Annotated in this window: 16 protein-coding genes, 2 tRNA genes, 1 rRNA gene and 1 pseudogene; 4 read left to right on the top strand and 16 right to left on the bottom strand. The window is 68.4% G+C overall.

The window, feature by feature from the left end:
• Window positions 1-439 precede the first annotated feature (439 nt).
• Window positions 440-1958, bottom strand: a 16S ribosomal RNA gene (locus tag ACMCNK_RS29935).
• Window positions 1959-2585: 627 nt separating this feature from the next.
• On the opposite strand from ACMCNK_RS29935, the gene ACMCNK_RS29930 reads away from it, so the two are divergent.
• On the top strand, window positions 2586-2801 hold the full coding sequence (locus tag ACMCNK_RS29930; protein ID WP_412739682.1) for a hypothetical protein: 216 nt from the start codon (window positions 2586-2588) through the stop codon (window positions 2799-2801).
• Between the two features lie 43 nt (window positions 2802-2844).
• Here the strand turns inward: ACMCNK_RS29930 and ACMCNK_RS29925 are convergent, their stop codons facing one another.
• The 7 genes from ACMCNK_RS29925 to ACMCNK_RS29895 form a co-directional block, all read right to left on the bottom strand.
• Window positions 2845-3642, bottom strand: a complete 798-nt coding sequence (locus ACMCNK_RS29925) for a carbon-nitrogen hydrolase family protein (protein WP_412739681.1) — start codon at window positions 3640-3642, stop codon at window positions 2845-2847.
• Between the two features lie 76 nt (window positions 3643-3718).
• A complete protein-coding gene (locus ACMCNK_RS29920; protein ID WP_412739680.1) occupies window positions 3719-4351 on the bottom strand; it encodes a GNAT family N-acetyltransferase in 633 nt (210 codons plus the stop codon).
• A 20-nt stretch (window positions 4352-4371) separates the two neighbouring features.
• The gene (gene clpX / locus ACMCNK_RS29915; RefSeq protein WP_412739679.1) at window positions 4372-5661 is read right to left on the bottom strand and encodes an ATP-dependent Clp protease ATP-binding subunit ClpX; all 1290 of its coding nucleotides are present in this window, start codon (window positions 5659-5661) and stop codon (window positions 4372-4374) included.
• A gap of 209 nt (window positions 5662-5870) precedes the next feature.
• Window positions 5871-6533 carry an ATP-dependent Clp protease proteolytic subunit gene (locus tag ACMCNK_RS29910; RefSeq protein WP_412739678.1) on the bottom strand — a complete coding sequence of 221 codons (663 nt, stop codon included), beginning with the start codon at window positions 6531-6533 and terminating at the stop codon, window positions 5871-5873.
• Window positions 6534-6544: 11 nt separating this feature from the next.
• Window positions 6545-7177, bottom strand: a complete 633-nt coding sequence (locus ACMCNK_RS29905) for an ATP-dependent Clp protease proteolytic subunit (protein ID WP_412739677.1) — start codon at window positions 7175-7177, stop codon at window positions 6545-6547.
• Between the two features lie 188 nt (window positions 7178-7365).
• Window positions 7366-8715 carry a trigger factor gene (gene tig, locus ACMCNK_RS29900; RefSeq protein WP_412739676.1) on the bottom strand — a complete coding sequence of 450 codons (1350 nt, stop codon included), beginning with the start codon at window positions 8713-8715 and terminating at the stop codon, window positions 7366-7368.
• Between the two features lie 36 nt (window positions 8716-8751).
• A tRNA-Pro gene (locus ACMCNK_RS29895) sits at window positions 8752-8825 on the bottom strand.
• Between the two features lie 126 nt (window positions 8826-8951).
• Here ACMCNK_RS29895 and ACMCNK_RS29890 point away from each other — a divergent pair.
• Window positions 8952-9025, top strand: a tRNA-Gly gene (locus ACMCNK_RS29890).
• 814 nt (window positions 9026-9839) lie between these two features.
• A complete protein-coding gene (locus tag ACMCNK_RS29885) occupies window positions 9840-10793 on the top strand; it encodes a beta-ketoacyl-ACP synthase 3 (protein WP_412739675.1) in 954 nt (317 codons plus the stop codon).
• A gap of 75 nt (window positions 10794-10868) precedes the next feature.
• On the opposite strand, the gene ACMCNK_RS29880 is transcribed toward ACMCNK_RS29885, so the two are convergent.
• From ACMCNK_RS29880 to ACMCNK_RS29855, 6 genes are all read right to left on the bottom strand, one after another.
• Complete coding sequence (locus tag ACMCNK_RS29880) at window positions 10869-11060, bottom strand: hypothetical protein (protein ID WP_412739674.1); 192 nt, start codon at window positions 11058-11060, stop codon at window positions 10869-10871.
• A gap of 72 nt (window positions 11061-11132) precedes the next feature.
• Entirely contained in the window at window positions 11133-11432 is a 300-nt protein-coding gene (locus ACMCNK_RS29875) for a hypothetical protein (protein ID WP_412739673.1), read from the bottom strand.
• A complete protein-coding gene (locus ACMCNK_RS29870) occupies window positions 11429-11593 on the bottom strand; it encodes a hypothetical protein (protein ID WP_412739672.1) in 165 nt (54 codons plus the stop codon). Before ACMCNK_RS29870 ends, ACMCNK_RS29875 begins: the two co-directional genes overlap by 4 nt.
• A 172-nt stretch (window positions 11594-11765) precedes the next feature.
• Window positions 11766-12704, bottom strand: coding sequence for a TIGR03557 family F420-dependent LLM class oxidoreductase (locus tag ACMCNK_RS29865; RefSeq protein ID WP_412739671.1), 939 nt, complete (start codon window positions 12702-12704; stop codon window positions 11766-11768).
• Window positions 12705-12762: 58 nt separating this feature from the next.
• On the bottom strand, window positions 12763-13437 hold the full coding sequence (locus ACMCNK_RS29860) for a DUF6766 family protein (protein ID WP_412739670.1): 675 nt from the start codon (window positions 13435-13437) through the stop codon (window positions 12763-12765).
• Window positions 13438-13540: 103 nt separating this feature from the next.
• Window positions 13541-13945 (bottom strand): hypothetical protein, encoded by a 405-nt coding sequence (locus ACMCNK_RS29855; protein ID WP_412739669.1) that lies wholly within the window; start codon window positions 13943-13945, stop codon window positions 13541-13543.
• 135 nt (window positions 13946-14080) lie between these two features.
• On the opposite strand from ACMCNK_RS29855, the pseudogene ACMCNK_RS29850 reads away from it, so the two are divergent.
• Window positions 14081-16180: pseudogene (locus tag ACMCNK_RS29850) on the top strand (catalase); the annotation flags it as partial.
• Between the two features lie 65 nt (window positions 16181-16245).
• Here ACMCNK_RS29850 and ACMCNK_RS29845 read toward each other — a convergent pair.
• Both ACMCNK_RS29845 and ACMCNK_RS29840 read right to left on the bottom strand, forming a co-directional pair.
• Window positions 16246-17310 (bottom strand): hypothetical protein, encoded by a 1065-nt coding sequence (locus tag ACMCNK_RS29845; protein ID WP_412739668.1) that lies wholly within the window; start codon window positions 17308-17310, stop codon window positions 16246-16248.
• Window positions 17311-17320: 10 nt separating this feature from the next.
• Window positions 17321-18418 carry an SPFH domain-containing protein gene (locus tag ACMCNK_RS29840; protein ID WP_412739667.1) on the bottom strand — a complete coding sequence of 366 codons (1098 nt, stop codon included), beginning with the start codon at window positions 18416-18418 and terminating at the stop codon, window positions 17321-17323.
• Window positions 18419-18440: the final 22 nt, after the last annotated feature.

The following is an 18440-nucleotide window of genomic DNA, read 5'->3' as shown; positions in this document are numbered from 1 at the left end:
AAACAAGATGCTCGCGTCCACTGTGCAATTCTCAACCAACAACCAACCCACAACCCACAACGCCCCCCACCAAACCCCCAACACACCAACCCCACAGGGCTGATCCGCTGAAATGGTATGGAGGGCCAGGTCGTGCCTGGCACTGAAACAACAACCCCCGGCCTCCCGGCCGACCCACCAGCCTCCCGGCCGGGGTGCCCGAACCACGTCTCACGCGGTACCGGGCCTGGTTGTTCTTTCAGGACCCAACAGGGTGTTCACCGCCAGATCCAGCCGCACCCGCCCACCCGTTCCCCCACCCCGCGAACGGGATGCGTACTAGGAAGGGCCGGCCGTTGCCGGAACCCGACTAGCCAGTGTCTCCGCCATCGAGCACCCCGGTCCGGCATTCGCAGACCGCGGGCCACTGGACACCTTTCAGTGTCTAGTTGCTCCTTAGAAAGGAGGTGATCCAGCCGCACCTTCCGGTACGGCTACCTTGTTACGACTTCGTCCCAATCGCCAGCCCCACCTTCGACGGCTCCCTCCCACAAGGGGTTAGGCCACCGGCTTCGGGTGTTGCCGACTTTCGTGACGTGACGGGCGGTGTGTACAAGGCCCGGGAACGTATTCACCGCAGCGTTGCTGATCTGCGATTACTAGCGACTCCGACTTCACGGGGTCGAGTTGCAGACCCCGATCCGAACTGAGACCGGCTTTTTGGGATTCGCTCCACCTCACGGCATCGCAACCCTTTGTACCGGCCATTGTAGCATGCGTGAAGCCCTGGACATAAGGGGCATGATGACTTGACGTCATCCCCACCTTCCTCCGAGTTGACCCCGGCAGTCTTCGATGAGTCCCCGCCATAACGCGCTGGCAACATCGAACGAGGGTTGCGCTCGTTGCGGGACTTAACCCAACATCTCACGACACGAGCTGACGACAGCCATGCACCACCTGTCACCCGCCCCGAAGGACCCCGCATCTCTGCGAGTTTTCGAGTGATGTCAAACCCAGGTAAGGTTCTTCGCGTTGCATCGAATTAATCCGCATGCTCCGCCGCTTGTGCGGGCCCCCGTCAATTCCTTTGAGTTTTAGCCTTGCGGCCGTACTCCCCAGGCGGGGCGCTTAATGCGTTAGCTGCGGCACAGAGAACCGGAGAGGCTCCCCACACCTAGCGCCCAACGTTTACAGCGTGGACTACCAGGGTATCTAATCCTGTTCGCTCCCCACGCTTTCGCTCCTCAGCGTCAGTATCGGCCCAGAGACCCGCCTTCGCCACCGGTGTTCCTCCTGATATCTGCGCATTTCACCGCTACACCAGGAATTCCAGTCTCCCCTACCGAACTCTAGCCTGCCCGTATCGGCTGCAGGCCCGCAGTTGAGCCGCGGGTTTTCACAGTCGACGCGACAAGCCGCCTACGAGCTCTTTACGCCCAATAAATCCGGACAACGCTCGCGCCCTACGTCTTACCGCGGCTGCTGGCACGTAGTTGGCCGGCGCTTCTTCTGCACCTACCGTCACTCTCGCTTCGTCGGTGCTGAAAGAGGTTTACAACCCGAAGGCCGTCATCCCTCACGCGGCGTCGCTGCATCAGGCTTCCGCCCATTGTGCAATATTCCCCACTGCTGCCTCCCGTAGGAGTCTGGGCCGTGTCTCAGTCCCAGTGTGGCCGGTCGCCCTCTCAGGCCGGCTACCCGTCGTCGCCTTGGTAGGCCATCACCCCACCAACAAGCTGATAGGCCGCGAGCCCATCCCACGCCGAAAAACTTTCCACCCCCAACCATGCGGCCGGAAGTCATATTCGGTATTAGCCCCGGTTTCCCGGGGTTATCCCAAAGCATGGGGCAGGTTACTCACGTGTTACTCACCCGTTCGCCGCTCGAGTACCCCCGAAAGGGCCTTTCCGCTCGACTTGCATGTGTTAAGCACGCCGCCAGCGTTCGTCCTGAGCCAGGATCAAACTCTCCAACAAAAACTTGAAGAAATCATCCCGGCAACAAACAAATGTTGCCAAAGGAACCCCACCAACCACAAAGATTGGCCAGGGACATAACAATCACAATTGGCACTGGCTTATCAAACACCCTGTTGAGTTCTCAAAGAACAACCACACACCGAAGTCAACATCTCCGAACAGAAGATCCGATCTCGGGGCAACCGCTCTAGCTTACCTGGTCGAGGCCGCCAGCACAACCCCCGAGTTTTCACGGACCCGAAGACACGCTGACATCGCCCAAGCACGATCCCCGCGCAAACGCCCACCTATTGGTGGTTGATGCAGCGGGTTGGCCTTGCAGACCGTCCGGAGATCAAATAGTGATCCATCCGCCCGGCTCCTGCAGACCTACATACTCTACCCGGTCGGCTTCGCTGGTGCAATCCGGTCTCCCCGGACTCCAGCACCGCCCGGCACCGTTCGCAAAGCATATCGCTTGCGGCGGGCCACCTCTGGAGAAACCGATCGGGCGGTCACTTTCGTGCCGTTCCGTCCGGGTTCCCCGCGGGCAGAGAGAAAGTTACTTGACTGCGGGGCGCAACGCAAATCGACCCCCTCCACAGCAGCACCAACCGCCCCACTGTCCGTGCCACAGTGGCAGGCATGCGTCCTCCCTCGCCGCGCGCCGCCGAAGCACTGACCGACCTTCTGCTGCCGTTCTGGCAACTGGTGATTGGCCTTTTCGTCCTGGCCACGGTGATCGTGGCGGGCTTTCGTCTGGTGCAGCGCGGCCCCTCGCGAATGGGCGCCGCGCTCCTGCTGGCGGGTGGCGCTGTGGTGTGCGTCGCGGTCCTCAGCTACTTGGCACAGTCGCTGTAGCGACCCCGCCGGTCGCGGTGCGCTACCCGTGAGGTTCGAGGCGTCACAGACGGCGATTCGCCAGGCTGGGTAGTTCGCTCCGGATCGTCTCGAGGCGGATCAGATCGAGCTCGGCCGTGACGACGCCCTCGGTGTCTGCCGCCTGCGCCAGCACAGTGCCCCACGGATCGACGATCATGCTGCGTCCGAAGCAGGTACGGCCCGGCTCGTGATCACCGATCTGGCCGGCAGCCACCACATAGCACTGGTTCTCGATTGCCCGTGCTCGTAGCAGGACCTCCCAGTGGTCGCGGCCCGTGTGCATCATGAACGCCGCGGGCACCACGAGGACTTTGGCTCCCCCGTCAACGCTCAGCCGACGATAGAGCTCGGGGAACCGCAGGTCGTAGCAGATCGAGAGGCCGACGCGTACGCCGCCGATCTCGGCGACCACTGGCTCGTCACCGGCCGCCACCGACCGGGACTCCCGGTAGGACACTCGCCCCGGGATCTCCACGTCGTACAGGTGGATTTTCCGGTAGCTCGCGGCCAGGTCGCCCGACGGATCGAAGACCAGGGTCGTGTTGTAGGTGTGCTCCGCGTCCGGGCCGCTTTCGTGGAACGAGCCGGCATGTACCCACATGCCGAGGTCCCGCGCGGCTGCGGCGAAGAACGAGCCGAATTCGCCGTCGGCCGGCTCCGGTTTCGGCGCACCCTCGGCCGCGCCGAGGTAGTCGACGTACTCGGGCAGGACGGCGAGCTCCGCGCCGGCCGCTGCGGCGCGGTCGAGCAGCGCGCGAGCGGTCGCAAGGTTGGTGCTGCGGTTGTCGCGGGCGTTCATCTGGCAGACGGCGACGCGCATGCGTGTCAGCGTACGGTGCGACCCTCGTCACCGCCTCCCTCGACATCCGGCCCGCCGGACCGGATGCGTGCGGGTGTCACGGCGTCGTGGAATTCAGCGGGCTCAACAGCACCTCGGCGCCCACGGGGACGAATCCGGCCGCGAGGAACGCCCGCAGGCTGGCCACGTTGCCCGCGGCCACCTGCGCCCACACGGGACGGCCCTCGGGCACGAGATGGCGAGCAGCCGTGGCGAGGGAGCGACCCATCCCGGCGTCCCGTGCGCCCTCGTCCACCTCCAACGAGGCCTCCCACCGGCCCGTCACACCACGGCCGATGGTGATGATGCCCGAGCCGGTGCTCCAGCACTGGACGTCGGAGCGGTGCAGCCGGGCGCGGACCGCCCGAGGATGGTCGCTGTCGGTCACGGGTGTCAGCGTGGCCTGCGGATCCCCACCGCAGGGCGATGCCAGCAGGACCATGTCGGTGCTGCCCGCGACCAGGCGGAGCCGCTCCTCCAGCGCACCCAGAAACTGCGGTCCGAGCGGCGCCGCCAGGTCGTCGCCGTTCATGAAGGACTCCACGAACGGCCGGTCCACGTCGGCGGCGACCACGACGTGGCCCGGGAACGAGGCCACGACCGCGGTGTGTGGCGCCGGAGGTGGCACGACGTCCAGCCACGGGTCGGCCGGGAGGCGTTCGTCGCGCTCGATCCGCGCGACGACCTCCACGAGGTCGAACCGGGTGAGCGTCAGGCCGACTTCTCCTCGCGCTCGCGGCGGCGACGGCCGACGAACTCGCGCGGGACGATCGTCGGGTTGACGTTCTCCAGCACGGCCTCGCGGGTGATGACCACGCGAGCGGCATCGGGGTTGCTCGGCACCTCGTACATCACGGAGAGCAGGACCTCTTCCATGATCGCGCGTAGGCCGCGAGCTCCCGTGCCGCGGAGCATCGCCTGGTCCGCGATCGCTTCGAGCGCCCCCTCGTCGAATTCGAGCTCGACGCCGTCGAGCTCGAACAAGCGCTGGTACTGCTTCACGTACGCGTTACGCGGCTCGGTGAGGATCTTGATGAGCGCGGTCCGGTCGAGGTTGCGCACGGTCGTGATGACCGGCAGGCGGCCGATGAACTCCGGGATGAGCCCGAACTTCAGCATGTCCTCCGGCATGACCTTGCTGAAGATGTCGTCCGTGTTCCGCTCGGTCACCGAGCGCAGGTGTGCACCGAAGCCGACGCCGCCCTGGCCGATCCGGGTCTCGATGATCCGGTCCAGCCCGGCGAACGCCCCACCCACGATGAACAGCACGTTGGTGGTGTCGATCTGGATGAACTCCTGGTGCGGGTGCTTGCGGCCGCCCTGGGGCGGCACGTTCGCGACCGTACCCTCGAGGATCTTGAGGAGGGCCTGCTGCACGCCCTCGCCCGAGACGTCGCGCGTGATCGACGGGTTCTCGCTCTTCCGGGCGATCTTGTCGACCTCGTCGATGTAGATGATCCCCTGCTCGGCGCGCTTGACGTCGTAGTCGGCGGCCTGGATGAGCTTGAGCAGGATGTTCTCGACGTCCTCGCCGACGTAGCCGGCCTCGGTCAGCGCGGTGGCGTCGGCGATCGCGAACGGCACGTTGAGCATCCGCGCGAGGGTCTGCGCCAGGTGTGTCTTGCCGCATCCCGTGGGGCCGATGAGCATGATGTTGGACTTGGCGACCTCGACATCGCTGCCCGCGCCGGGCGCGCCGGAGGACTCCGCCTGAATCCGCTTGTAGTGGTTGTAGACCGCGACGGAGAGGGCCTTCTTGGCCTGCTCCTGCCCGACCACGTAGTTGTCGAGGAACTGGCAGATCTCCATCGGCTTGGGAAGCTCTTCCCACTTCACCTCGCCGGTTTCGGCCAGTTCCTCCTCGATGATCTCATTGCAGAGATCGATGCATTCATCGCAGATGTAGACACCGGGACCTGCAATGAGCTTTTTGACCTGCTTCTGCGACTTTCCACAGAACGAGCACTTGAGTAGGTCGCCACCGTCGCCGATCCGTGCCACCTACGTTCTCCCTGCGCTCATCGGCCGGCCTGCGCCGGCCCGTGGCCTGAGGACGATCTGCCTCGTTGTTCACTCATCGACTGCCGACCCGCGTTACTGAGGTTGCAGGCTCGACGTTACCCGCTGAGGGGCTGTTCTCCGACCCCCAAAACGGGCGTGTCAGGGGCCAGCAAGTGTAGCGTCTCCCACCGGCCCCTGACGTCCCGCGCTCAGCTGCCGACGCCCGCCGTCTGCAGGCTCTTCTTCCGGCTGGCCAGAACCGTGTCGACCAGGCCGTACTCCTTGGTCTCCTCGGCCGTCATGATCTTGTCACGGTCGATGTCCTTACGGACCTTCTCGACCGCCTGGCCGGAGTGCCGGGCGAGCATCTCCTCCAGCTGCGTACGCATGCGGAGAATCTCCCGGGCCTGGATCTCGATGTCCGAACCCTGGCCGTAACCGCCCTCGGTGGCCGGCTGGTGAATGATGATCCGCGAGTGCGGCAGCGCCATCCGCTTGCCCGGGGTGCCCGCGGCGAGCAGCACGGCCGCCGCGCTGGCCGCCTGGCCGAGACAGACCGTGATGATGTCCGGACGGACGTACTGCATCGTGTCGTAGATGGCCGTCATGGCCGTGAACGAGCCGCCCGGAGAGTTGATGTACATGGTGATGTCGCGGTCCGGGTCGGTGCTCTCCAGCGTCAGCAGCTGGGCCATCACGTCGTTGGCCGACGCGTCGTCCACCTGCACGCCGAGGAAGATGATCCGGTCCTCGAACATCTTGTTGTACGGGTTCGACTCCTTGATCCCGTACGAGGTGCGCTCGGAGAACGAGGGCAGCACGTAGCGGTTGTGCACCGGAGCGAACCCGGGAGGCATGGTCAGGTCGGTCATTGCTCAGCTCCTCAGTTCAGCGTTCCGGCGCCCTCGGGGACCTGCGTGGCCCCGGTGATCACCTTGTCGATGAAGCCGTAGTCCTTGGCCTCCTGCGCCGTGAACCAGCGGTCCCGGTCGGAGTCGGCCTCGATGGTCGCCTGGTCCTGGCCGGTGTGGAACGCCACCCGCTCCTGGAACATGCGCTTGGTGTAGAGCATCTGCTCCGCCTGGATGGCGATGTCGGCGGCGGTGCCGCCCATGCCGCCGGACGGCTGGTGCATCATGATGCGCGCGTGCGGCAGCGCGTAGCGCTTGCCCTCGGCACCGGCGCAGAGCAGCAACTGGCCCATCGACGCGGCCATGCCCATGGCCACGGTGGCGACGTCGTTGTCGATGAACTGCATGGTGTCGTAGATCGCCATGCCGGAGTAGACCGAGCCACCCGGCGAATTGATCCACAGGTTGATGTCGCGCTCGGGGTCCTCCGCGGAGAGCAGCAGCAGCTGCGCGCAGATTCGGTTCGCAACCTGGTCGGTCACTTCACTGCCGAGGAAGATGATCCGTTCGCGCAGCAGACGGTTGTAGACCGAGTCGTCGAGGTTGCCACTGATGGAGTCGCCGCCCCGCAGGAGGGGACTCGCCGGGAGTTGCAGATCGCTCATGGCAGCCCTTCACAGCTGACTGTGCCGGCCCGATCACGCAGCCGGCAGGTTGTCCGTCGTACGACCAACCTAACCGGTCCCCCGTGCGGGAGCTTCCCGCTCGGGCAGGTGTTCGCTGACAGCGCACGGCGCCGGCCCGTACGGCAGGAAGCGGGCCGGCCGTGACGGCCAGACCCGCTTCCGCACCGTCAGTGGTCGTGGCCGGCGTGCTCGTCCTCGCCCTCGGCGCGCAGGTCGTCGAGCGAGAGGGTGTTGCCCTCGCTGTCCTTCATCGTGACCTGCTCCATGACCGACGCGAGGGCCTTTCCGCGACGCACGTCGCCGAAGACGGCCGCCGCGGCGCCCGACTGCACGAGCTGGTCGTAGTACTGCTGCGGCTGCATCTGGGCGCGCTGAGCCCGGTGCACGATCTCGTGGCCGAACTCGTCGTCGGAGACCTGCACGTCCTCCGCGTCCGCGATCGTGTCCAGCAGCAGCTGGATCTTGACCCCCTCGGTCGCGGCCTCGGTGAGCTCCTCGTCGATCTGCTCCTCGGTCTTGTCCTCCGAGGCGAGGTAGTCCGCCAGGCTGGCGCCGATCCGCTCGAGCTGGTCGGTCATGGCCTGCTTGCGGCCCTCGACCTCTTCCTTGACGATGCCCTCGGGCGCCGGGATCGCGGCGGCCTCGACGAGCTGCTTGAGGGCCTCGTCACGGGCGGCGTAGATCTGCTCGACCTTCTTGACCTTGCCGAGCCGCTGCTGCAGGTCACCGCGCAGCTCTTCGAGGGTGTCGAACTCGCTGGCCAGCTGAGCGAACTCGTCGTCGATCTCGGGCAGCTGCTTGTCCTTGACCGTACGGACGGTGATGTGCACCTCGGCGTCACGCCCGGCGTAGTCGCCGCCGACGAGCTGGGTGGTGAACGTCCGGTCCTCGTCCGCGGACATCCCGACCAGCACCTCGTCCAGGCCCGGCAGGAGCTGCTTGCTGCCGACCTCGTGGGAGATGTTCGTCGCGCTTCCGCCCGGAACCTCCTCGCCGTCCACGGTCGCCTTCAGGTCGAGCTGGACGTAGTCGCCCTCGGCGGCGGCGCGCTCGACGGTCTTGAGCGTGGCGAAACGCTCCCGCAGACCCTTGACCTGCTCGTCCACGTCGCTGTCGGCGACCTCGACGGCCGGGACCGTGACCGAGATGGTCGACAGGTCCGGGATCGTGATCTCCGGGCGGACGTCCACCTCGGCGGTGAACTTCAGCGGGCTGCCGTCGTTGAACTCGGTGATCTCCACCTCGGGGCGGCCCAGCGTCTTGACCTCGTGCTCCCGGACCGCGGCGAGGATCTGCTGCGGGATCGCCTCCTGAACGGCCTCGTTGAGGACGGCCCCGCGGCCGACCCGCTGGTCGATGACCGCGGCGGGCACCTTGCCGCGCCGGAAGCCCGGCACCTGCACCTGAGAGCCGATCTCCCGGTACGCCTTCTGCAGGCTCGGCTTGAGCTCCTCGAACGGCACCTCGATGGCGAGCCGCACCCGGGTCGGGCTCAGGGTCTCGACGGTGCTCTTCACAGGTGTACTCCTTGTTGCTTGCGAGGTTGGTGGCAGTCGGGGTGGCGGGATTTGAACCCACGGCCCCTCGCTCCCAAAGCGAGTGCGCTACCAAGCTGCGCCACACCCCGTGGCGCCGTCAGTGTATGCGGTCGCGCCAGGCGCGTGTGCCGTGGAGTCACCCGCCCGGCGATCCGGTTCGCGCGGCGGGCGCGCGTTCAGTACCCTGGTGCGCGGTCCCCGGGTAACCGGGGCTCGCGGGCGTAGCTCAATGGTAGAGTTTCAGTCTTCCAAACTGACTACGCGGGTTCGATTCCCGTCGCCCGCTCCACAGCGTAACGGCCCAGGTCACCGGGTATATCCCGGACCCGGGCCGTCGTCGTTTCAGAGCTCCGAACGCCCTGCCGTGCCATTCCTGCGCCGTTAGGCCGTCAGGTGCCCAGGCTCGTGCCAGAGCCCGCAGTCCCTCCCCCGGGATCCAGGCCGGCCCCCGCCGCCCGAGTGGAAGGCGGGCGGCCTAACCTGGCATCAGCCGTTGGCGAGGCAGCGCGCAAAGCAGGACTCCCGCGGTGAACGCCTGGATGTGGTCGAGTTCAGCCCACTACGCCCGTGCCCGGACCGGGCAGCGGCACCCCCATGCCGGGGCGATGCCACATCGCGGTTCCGGTCGACGGTACCGATCCGGCTGTTCAGGCTCAGGCGATCGCGCACCGACTGTGCCGTGAGGACCTGAAACCGCGGTCCGTTCACCGGCCCGGTCGACGGCGCTGACGGCACTCGTCGGCCGCGCGCGACGCGCTCCTGCGTCGCGGACTGTGACGGCTCCCGATGCGTCTTGGTGCGACGTAGAGCGTCCGCCGGGAGACGACGGTTTGCACGTCGTATGCACCTCGTCGCGTGAGCCATCAAACAGGGGGGCGATGCCAGTTCGCCGGATGACCTGCGACCGCAGAGGGGCCGGCAGGCTCTCGAGGTGGCCGCGGCATGGATCTGCCGCGAGGCGATCGGTACGGAGCGTTATGTCACCTGGGGGGCCCGGCCGGTCTCGGCGCGGATTCGCTTCCCGCCTCGCTCTGACGCTTGGTTACTGGCGAGGAATGAAGCATTCAGAGTGCATCCAGTCGGGCATGCTTGGATTGTTTGTCATGGCCAACCCTTTGCAGCGCCGCGCCGGTCACCCCGGGTCGCGCATCCTGAGCGTCGCCACGTACCGCCCGCGGACCGAGGTGGGCAACGAGACGATCGCCGCCCTGATCGACTCGAGCGACGAGTGGATCCGCCGCCGATGCGGCATCGAGTCGCGCCGGCGCGCCGCACAGGACGAGGACCTGGTGACGATGGCCACGGCGGCCGCGTCCAAGGCCCTTGCCAGCGCCGGCGTCGATTCGCACGACGTCTCGGCCGTCCTGGTGGCGACGATGTCCCACCGCGGCCGCGCAACCACCGCAGCGCCCCTGGTGGCCGACGCGTTGGGCGCCGGCGCGGCGGCCGCGATGGATCTGGGAGCGGCGTGCGCCGGATTCCCGTACGCTCTGGCGACCGCCGACGCGCTCGTCCGCAGTGGCGCGGCCGGCTACGTGGTCCTGGTCGGCGCCGAGCGCATGACCGACATCATCGACGAGCGCGACCGTGGCACGGCGTTCCTCTTCGGCGACGGCGCGGGTGCGGTGGTCGTCGGTCCGGCGCAGACGTGCGGCATCGGCCCCGTGGTGTGGGGCTCCGACGGCTCCCGGAGCGAGCTGCTGCGGTACGACGAGGCGGGCATTCTTCGGATGGCGGGCCCTGAGGTCTTCCGGTGGGCGACCTCCGTCATTCCCGACCTTGCCCGGCGCGCGCTGGACGCGGCGGGCATCTCCGCTGTCGACCTTGCGGCCTTCATCCCCCACCAGGCCAATCTGCGCATCACCTCGGTCGCGGCCAAGGCCCTGGGGCTCGGCCCGCATGTCCGGGTGGCCACCGACATCACGACCAATGGCAACACCGGCGCGGCCTCCATTCCCCAGGCAATGGCATCCCTGGCCGACACGACGGGTCCCGCACTGCTCGTGGGCTTCGGCGCCGGCCTCTCGTACGCGGCTCAGGTCGTCACACTGCCCTGACCTGCTTTCTTGCGCGGTTGCCCGCGCCGCCGGAACGCCCCGCAGCGGCGGTGAACCGATGCGGGGCGTCGCCGATCAGCTGCCGGCGCCGCCGATCAACGCGGCGAGGCGGATCCGGGCGTTCTCGATCGCCGCGGGGCTGGGCGCCGCCACGTGCATCGACGGGTACAGGCCGTTCGCGACGGCCCGCGCCTGGGCGGCGTGACCCGCCTTGTCGGCCAGCCGCAGGTACTCGTAGTCCTGGTAGCCGTTGCGGATCATCTTCATCGCAGCGACTCCAGCGGGATCGGCGTGCTGCCGCCGATCCGGGCGGTCGTGCCGGGGTAGAACAGCGTGCCGTCACCGGTACCGGTACGCCAGCCAGCCCATGGCGCGGTTCTGCGCGGCCTGCGTGTCGATGGTGTAGTCGATCCAGGGCTCGGCGAACTTGGCGTCCTTCTCGCCCGCGGCACCACAGCCGGAGACGTCGCACGACGTGTACAGCCACATCTGCTTGCCGGGTTGCGCCGCGAACGCCCGATAGCCGGCCGGCTGGTCCCCGGAACTCTCGTCGAGATGGTCGACCACGGGCGTGATCACGTCGGTGATCGTGTGCTGCGGGTCGTGGCGGCCGGCGTGCACCAGCTCGGTGGTCATCACGTTGGGCAGGCCACATGTTCCGCGTTGTCCACAATGAACAGCACGGGCTGTTGCCCGGCCAGCTCACGGACCCGGCGGGCCCCGGCCGCCGGGGCGGCCGGTCCGGCGCCGGGCAGGGCGGTCGCCACGTCCACCGCCACCCAGTTCCCTTCGCCGTCCACAGCCGTTCGCCGCGCCGGATGCTACCCGCCGGCCCTTCACCTCCACAGGGCTCGAGTGTGTGCGGCTTCGTCCACGGACTCCGGCCGTCCGGGGCGCAGAGGTTGCTGCGCGCGCCCTTTCGGTCTGATCCGAATGGGTCATCGGGCGTGCACGGCGGCCCGCCATGCGGGGCTACAGGAATTCGCGGCGGAACATGTCGATGAACTCGGCGTAGCGGGGGCCGATGTTCGCCACGTACACCTCGTCGAAACCCGCGTCGGCGTACGTCTTGAGCTGTTCCGCGTACGGTGCGGGGTCGGGCCCGCAGGGTAGCGACTCCCGCGTCATCTCCGGGGTGACCAGCTGCGCGGCCTGCTCGAAGTGCCGCGGCGACGGCAGTACCTGTGCCAGCTCGCCAGGCACACCGGACGTACCCCACAACCGGTGGGCGACCCGCACGCCCTCGTCCTCGGTTGCCGCGTAGCAGCCCTTGAACGCGCCCTGCGCGGGCTTGTCGCCGCCGCCGAACTGCCGGAACTGCTTGACCAGGTCGGCGTCCGGCTGGGTGGAGATGTAGCCGTCGCCGATGCGCGCCGCGACCTGGACGGACCTGGGGCCGAACGCCGAGACGTACACCTTGGGCGCTGCCGGCGGCCGCGTGTAGATCCGGGCCTGCTCCACCGTGTAGTGGCGGCCGTGATGGGTGACGAAGTCGCCCTCCCACAACTGCCGCATCACGTCCACGGCCTCCTCCAGCATGTCCAGACGTTCCTCGGCGAACGGCCAGCGCGCGCCGGTGATGTGCTCGTTGAGCGCCTCGCCGGTGCCCACCCCGAGGACGAACCGGCCGTCGTGCAGCACGGCACTGGTGGCGGCGGCCTGGGCGATCACCGCCGGGTGGATTCGCAGGATCGGGCAGGTGACAGCGGTGGTCACCGGGATCCTGACGGCCTGGCTCAACGCCCCGATGATCGACCAGACGAACGGGCTCTGCCCCTGGGCGTCGTTCCACGGGTGGAAGTGGTCGGAAATCCACAGCCCATGGAAACCCGCGTCCTGGGCGAGCCGGGCCTGCTCGATGAGCTGGTCGGGCGCGTACTCCTCGCAGGAGAGGAAATATCCGATACGCATCCCCTGCCGATACCCGGTTTTCCGAAAACGATGCTCCGCCGGTGGGGGACGCCGCGGGTCAGCCTTCCACGCCGGTTGCCATGTGCGCGGCGCCGACCGGCTTGGACTGCGGGGAGCCACGCTGCCGCAGATAGATCGACAGGATCGCCATCGACGCGACCGCAAGCAGTTCGGACTGCCAGTTCTGCAGCGTACGGTTCCAGAAGTCGGGCTCGGTCAGGTACGTCGCCCACGACGCCGGGTCCTCCCGGTTGCTCAGTTGCAGCTCGTTGTAGGCGGCGACACCGGCGATCGACTGGGTCAGCCAGGACAGCAGGAAGATCAGGCCCATCACGAGGCCGAGGGAGTTCGCGTAGAGCCACAACCGGAGACCGCGGGCACGGGCCCAACCGGGGGAATCGTCCTCGGCGTACGCGCCGATCTTCTGCTGCCGTTCGGATTCGCGGCCGCGGTTGTCGACCTGCTTGGACTCCGGCGAGCCGCGCTGAACAAGCCAGACCGTCAGAAAGATGTACAGGAAGAACTGCAGGTACTCGGACTGCCAGTTCTCCGCGACATCGACGCCGAAGCTGGCCGAGGTGAGGTAACGCGCCAGCGAGACTCGGGCCAGCCCCTCGGCGGTCTGCTGCTGGTTGAAGTCGGCATGCCCCGCGATCGCCTGCCCGGCCAGCACAAGCACGAACAGGGCACCGAACACCAGGCCCAGCGAGTTGTCCCGCAGCCGAGTTCTCATCGGTGCAGCCGTTTTCTCATCGGTGCAGCACCCCGAGCACGACGATGCAGGACAGGCCCGCGACGACCACCAGCAGCACCAGCACGAACATCAGTCGCATCGGTCAGCTCCCGCCCAGCACACAGTCGTACGGGCGGCCGTCGCCGCGGGGACTGCACCCTGCGGCGACCACGCGCCAGCCGCCGCGGAAGACCGCGAGGAACACGGTGCCGCCGTCGAGCCGGACCTGCGCCCATTGTCCGTACACGTCGACCCCGCGCCCCGCCCCGGGCGCGGGCAGGTCCTCACCGAGAACGGCCTCGGCGCACGACGGGCCGGGCGACTCGGCCAGGCCGGCCGCGGTCTCGGGGGCGAGCAGGGCACACGCGGCCGCGCCGTCCCGGTCCGCCACGGCGCGCAGCATCTGCACCGCGACGTCGGTTGCCGCCTGCGCCCGCCGATCGACCGAGTCGCAACCCCCGGCCATCAGCGCCACCAGCGGCGGGAGGAGCAGCAGTGTGCGGATCACGGCTCGGGACTTTCCCCGAACCGGCGCGCTTCAAGCCTGCCGTTAGAGGGCGTGCCGCCGGGGTAAGTCGGGTGAAGTCGGACGCCCCACCCCGCTAGGAGCCGTCACATGGATTCCCGCAAGGACGCCGCGGACACACCCGCCGGCGCGGTCCCGGGCTGCCCCGCGCAGCAGGGCGCGTTCCTCACCACCGCCGACGGAGCCCGGCTGCGCGACACCGACCACTCGCTGAAGGCCGGGCCGCGCGGGCCGACCCTGCTGCAGGACCACCATCTCCGCGAGAAGATCACCCACTTCGATCACGAGCGGATCCCCGAGCGGGTGGTGCACGCCCGCGGCGCCGCAGCCCACGGCATGTTCACGGGGTACGGCACCGCCGAGGCGATCACCCGGGCCGACTTCCTGAAGAAGGGACGCGAGACGCCCGTCTTCGTCCGCTTCTCCACCGTGCTGGGCTCGCGCGGCTCGGCCGACACGGTCCGCGACACCCGCGGTTTCGCGACCAAGTTCTACACCGCCGAGGGCACGTTCGACCTGGTCGGCAACAACATGCCGGTCTTCTTCATCCAGGACGCGATCAAGTTCCCGGACGTCATCCACGCCGCCAAACCCCAGCCGGACCGGGAGATCCCCCAGGCCCAGAGCGCCCACGACACGTTCTGGGACTTCGTCTCCCTGCACACCGAGGCCCAGCACCACACCATGTGGAACATGTCGGACCGGGCGCTCCCCCGCTCATTCCGGACCATGGAGGGCTTCGGGGTACACACGTTCCGGCTGGTCAACGACGCGGGCGACACCGTGCTGGTGAAGTTCCACTGGAAGCCCAGGCTCGGCGTGCACTCGCTGACCTGGGAGGAGGCCCAGCTCATCGCCGGGATCGACCCCGACTTCCACCGCCGCGATCTGTACGACGCCATCGAGGCGGGCGCCTGCCCCGAGTGGGAGCTGGGTGTGCAGGTCTTCCCCGACACACCGGACGAGACGTTCGCGGGGATCGACCTGCTCGACCCGACCAAGATGGTGCCGGAGGAACTGGCCGAGGTGCAGCGCCTGGGCCGGATGGTGCTCGACCGCGCGCCGGGCAACTTCTTCGCCGAGAGCGAGCAGGTCGCGTTCGACGTCGGCCACCTGCCGCCCGGCATCGACGTGACCGACGACCCGCTGCTGCAGGGCCGGCTTTTTTCGTACGTCGACACCCAGCTCACCCGGCTGGGCGGCCCGAACGTCGCCCAGATCCCGGTCAACCGCCCGCACGCCCCGGTCGACGACATGCTGCGCGACGGCTTCCACCAGCAGGCCGTGCACACCGGGCTGGCACCGTACCGGCCGAACTCGCTGGGCGGCGGCCGTCCGCTGCCGGCCGGTGACGCCGAGAGCACGTTCGTCGACGTGCCCGTCCGGGTGGCCGAGGCACCGAAGATCCGGGCCAACCCGGTCTCCTTCGACGATCACTTCAGCCAGGCCCGGCTGTTCTGGCGGAGCATGACGCCGGTCGAGAAGGAGCACATCGTCGCGGCGTACGCGTTCGAGCTGGGCAATTGCTCCGAGCAGGCCGTCAAGGAGCGGCAACTGCAATGCCTGGCCGACATCGACCCGGTGCTCTGCGACCAGGTCGCGACCGGACTGGGGCTGTCAGCGCCGAAGCCGACGAGCCCGCCGGCCGACGTGGCACCCAGCCCGGCGCTGTCGCAAGTGGGCGCCGCGTGGCCCGCTGACGGCCGTACGGTCGGCATCGTCGTCGGCACGGACGCCGACCTGGCCGCGGTCGCCGCGGTGCGCGAGGCGGTCCTCGCCGCCGGGCTGGTCCCGTTGGTGGTCGCGCCGCACGGCGGACGGGTCGGGGATCTGGCCGTGCAGCGCACGTTCGACACGGCCCGGTCGGTCGAGTTCGACGCCCTGCTGCTGGCCGCCGCACCGCGCCCGGCACCCGGCGCGACACCGGCCCGCGACGCCAAGGCCGCCCCGCTGCGCGCCCGCGACCCAGTGCCCGCCGGAGTTGCCACGGACGAGGACACGATCGATCCGCGCGTGCTGCGGCTCGCCGACGAGGCGTGGCGGCACGCCAAGGCGATCGGCGCCTGGGACGGCGGGACCGAGGTCCTGGACAAGGCCGGGATCACGGGTACGCCCGGCGTCGTCGCGCCCGGTGGCGGCGGCGACACGTTCGCCGCCGTCCGGGAACTTCTGGGCCGCCACCGCGTGTGGGACCGCTTCGCCACCTCGATCACGTGACCGCGGTGGACGAGGAATCATCCGGCAGGCGGGAGGCCCGTGCCGGGCCCCCGCCGCCGGATCTGTCATCCGTTCTTGGACGCTGCCACCGCGATCAGGATCACCGTGATCAGGACCACCGCCGCGACCACCGCGGCGGCGATCTTGGCGGCACTGTACGGCCGCTCCCCCAGCACCTCACCGGTACGACCGTTGACCACGACTTGGTACGTCTTGCCGGCGTGCAGGTAGCAGGCGAGCCACACCGGCAGCAGCATCAGCTTGAACGTGACGTCGAAATAGCTGGTGTGCACGGAGCTGACCCGCTGCTCGTCACCGCCGATGTCGTCCCGGCAGTCGTCCTCGATCACGTCGGCCATCCGCGATTTCGCGGTCTCCAGCGCGCTCTCGGGCTCGACGTCGTAGCGCAGCGTCTCGTGCCCGGCGAGGAACTCCGGCCGGTACGGCTCCGCCTCCTTCAGCGGCCACGGCTCCAGCTTTTCCAGGTACTTCGGCGCCACCTTGCCGGTCCCCGCGACCAGCACGTCGTCGAAGTCGCGGGCCACCTCGCCGGACGCCGGCCACCACTGGGTCCGCTGCACCTGACGGGTCTTCGTCTCCCCGTCCTCGGTGTAGGTCTCGGTCTCCCAGTAGTGCACGCCGCGCTGGCCGGTGTACTGCGACTGCGTGCGCGCGTCGTACGTCCAGTGCGGCAGATACGTGCTGTGCGTGGACTCGGCCTCGGTGATCTTCTTCAGCGAGTTCGGCGCGAACCAGCGCGACGACGCCCAGCCGCGCAGCGCCTCCCGGACCGCGGCGCGGTCCACGCCGAACGGCAGCACGGCCTCGGGCGCCACCATCTCGCCCGTGGTGGCATCCGCGACCAGCGGCGCGCTGCAGAACTGGCAACGATCCGAGATCTTGTCACTCTGGGTCACCGCCCCGCAGCCACGGCAGGTGAACGTGTACGCGGCCAGCGATGCGACCGGCTTGCGGGGCAGCCCGGCGAACTCGGCGTACGAGTGCTCGCGCACCCGCGCGCCGGTCGCCTCCAGCGGCGTCTCCGCCCCGCAGTACGGGCACTTCAGCACCGTGGTGCCCGGCGCGAACTCGACGTTGGCTCCGCACTTGGAGCACGGGTACTGGTTCACCGGAGCGGCTTCACTGCGGCGGCAGGGGCGGCGGGACGGCGGCGAACACGCTGCCGAGCTCGGGCACCTGACCGGCGGCGAGCCAGCCGGCCATGCCGTTCTTCCAGACCAGCGTGTCCCGGGTCAGGCTGCCCGCCTGAGCCTGCGCGGCCAGCCCGGTCAGGTCGAACGGGCCCTGCTGCTGGCCGTTCACCCCGACGTACCACTCGGCGGCGGGCAGCGGCGGCGGCATCGCGGGAGCGGCCGGTGCGCCCGGGGTGTTCATCGCCTGAACTGCCCGCTGACCGGCGGCCATGCCCAGGCCGAGGCCGATCGCGGCCCCGCCCTCGCCCGGGTTGTTCGCCGCGTCCTCGATCGCGTTCGCGGTCTGGAACTTCGTGTACGCGTCCAGGTTGCCGACCACCCCGATCGAGGTGCGCTTGTCCAGCGCGGCCTCCACCTCCGGCGGTACCGAGACGTTCTCGATGATGAACTTCGTGATCGCGATGCCGTTGGGCGCCAGCTCGTCGGTGAGCACCGAGGCGAGCGTGTTGCCGATGGTGAGCTGCTGGGCGGCGAGGTCGAGCAGCGGCACGTTGGCCCGGCCCAGGGCGCCGCCGAGATGCCCGACGACGAGCTGGCGCAGGTACTCCTGCACCTCCTCGGTGCGGAACTGGGAATCCGTGCCGACCAGCTCACGCAGCAGCCGGGCCGGGTCGACCACGCGCATCGCGAACGCGCCGAACGCGCGCAGCCGCACCGCGCCGAACTCGGGGTCGCGGACGATGATCGGGTTCTGGGTGCCCCACTTGAAGTCGGTGAACTGCCGGGTGTTGACGAAGTACACCTCGGCCTTCCACGGCGACTCGAAGCCGTACTTCCAGCCCTTGAGGGTCGACAGGATCGGCAGGTTCTGCGTTTCCAGCGTGTGTGTGCCGGGCGTGAACACGTCGGCGATCTGGCCTTCGTTGACGAAGACCGCGGTCTGCGACTCCCGCACGACGAGCTGGGCGCCCATCTTGATCTCGTTCTCGTAGCGGGGGAACCGCCACACGATGGTGTCCCGGCTGTCGTCGGTCCACTCGATGATGTCGACCAGCTCGCCCTTGAGCTTGTCCCACAAACCCATGACGAACCCCCTTCCACGTACG

Origin of the sequence: Krasilnikovia sp. MM14-A1259 (genome assembly GCF_047159535.1) — a bacterium.
Taxonomy (GTDB): Bacteria; Actinomycetota; Actinomycetes; order Mycobacteriales; family Micromonosporaceae; genus Actinoplanes.
Note: the sequence above shows the minus strand (reverse complement) of the source record. Positions and strands in the feature narration are given on the sequence as shown.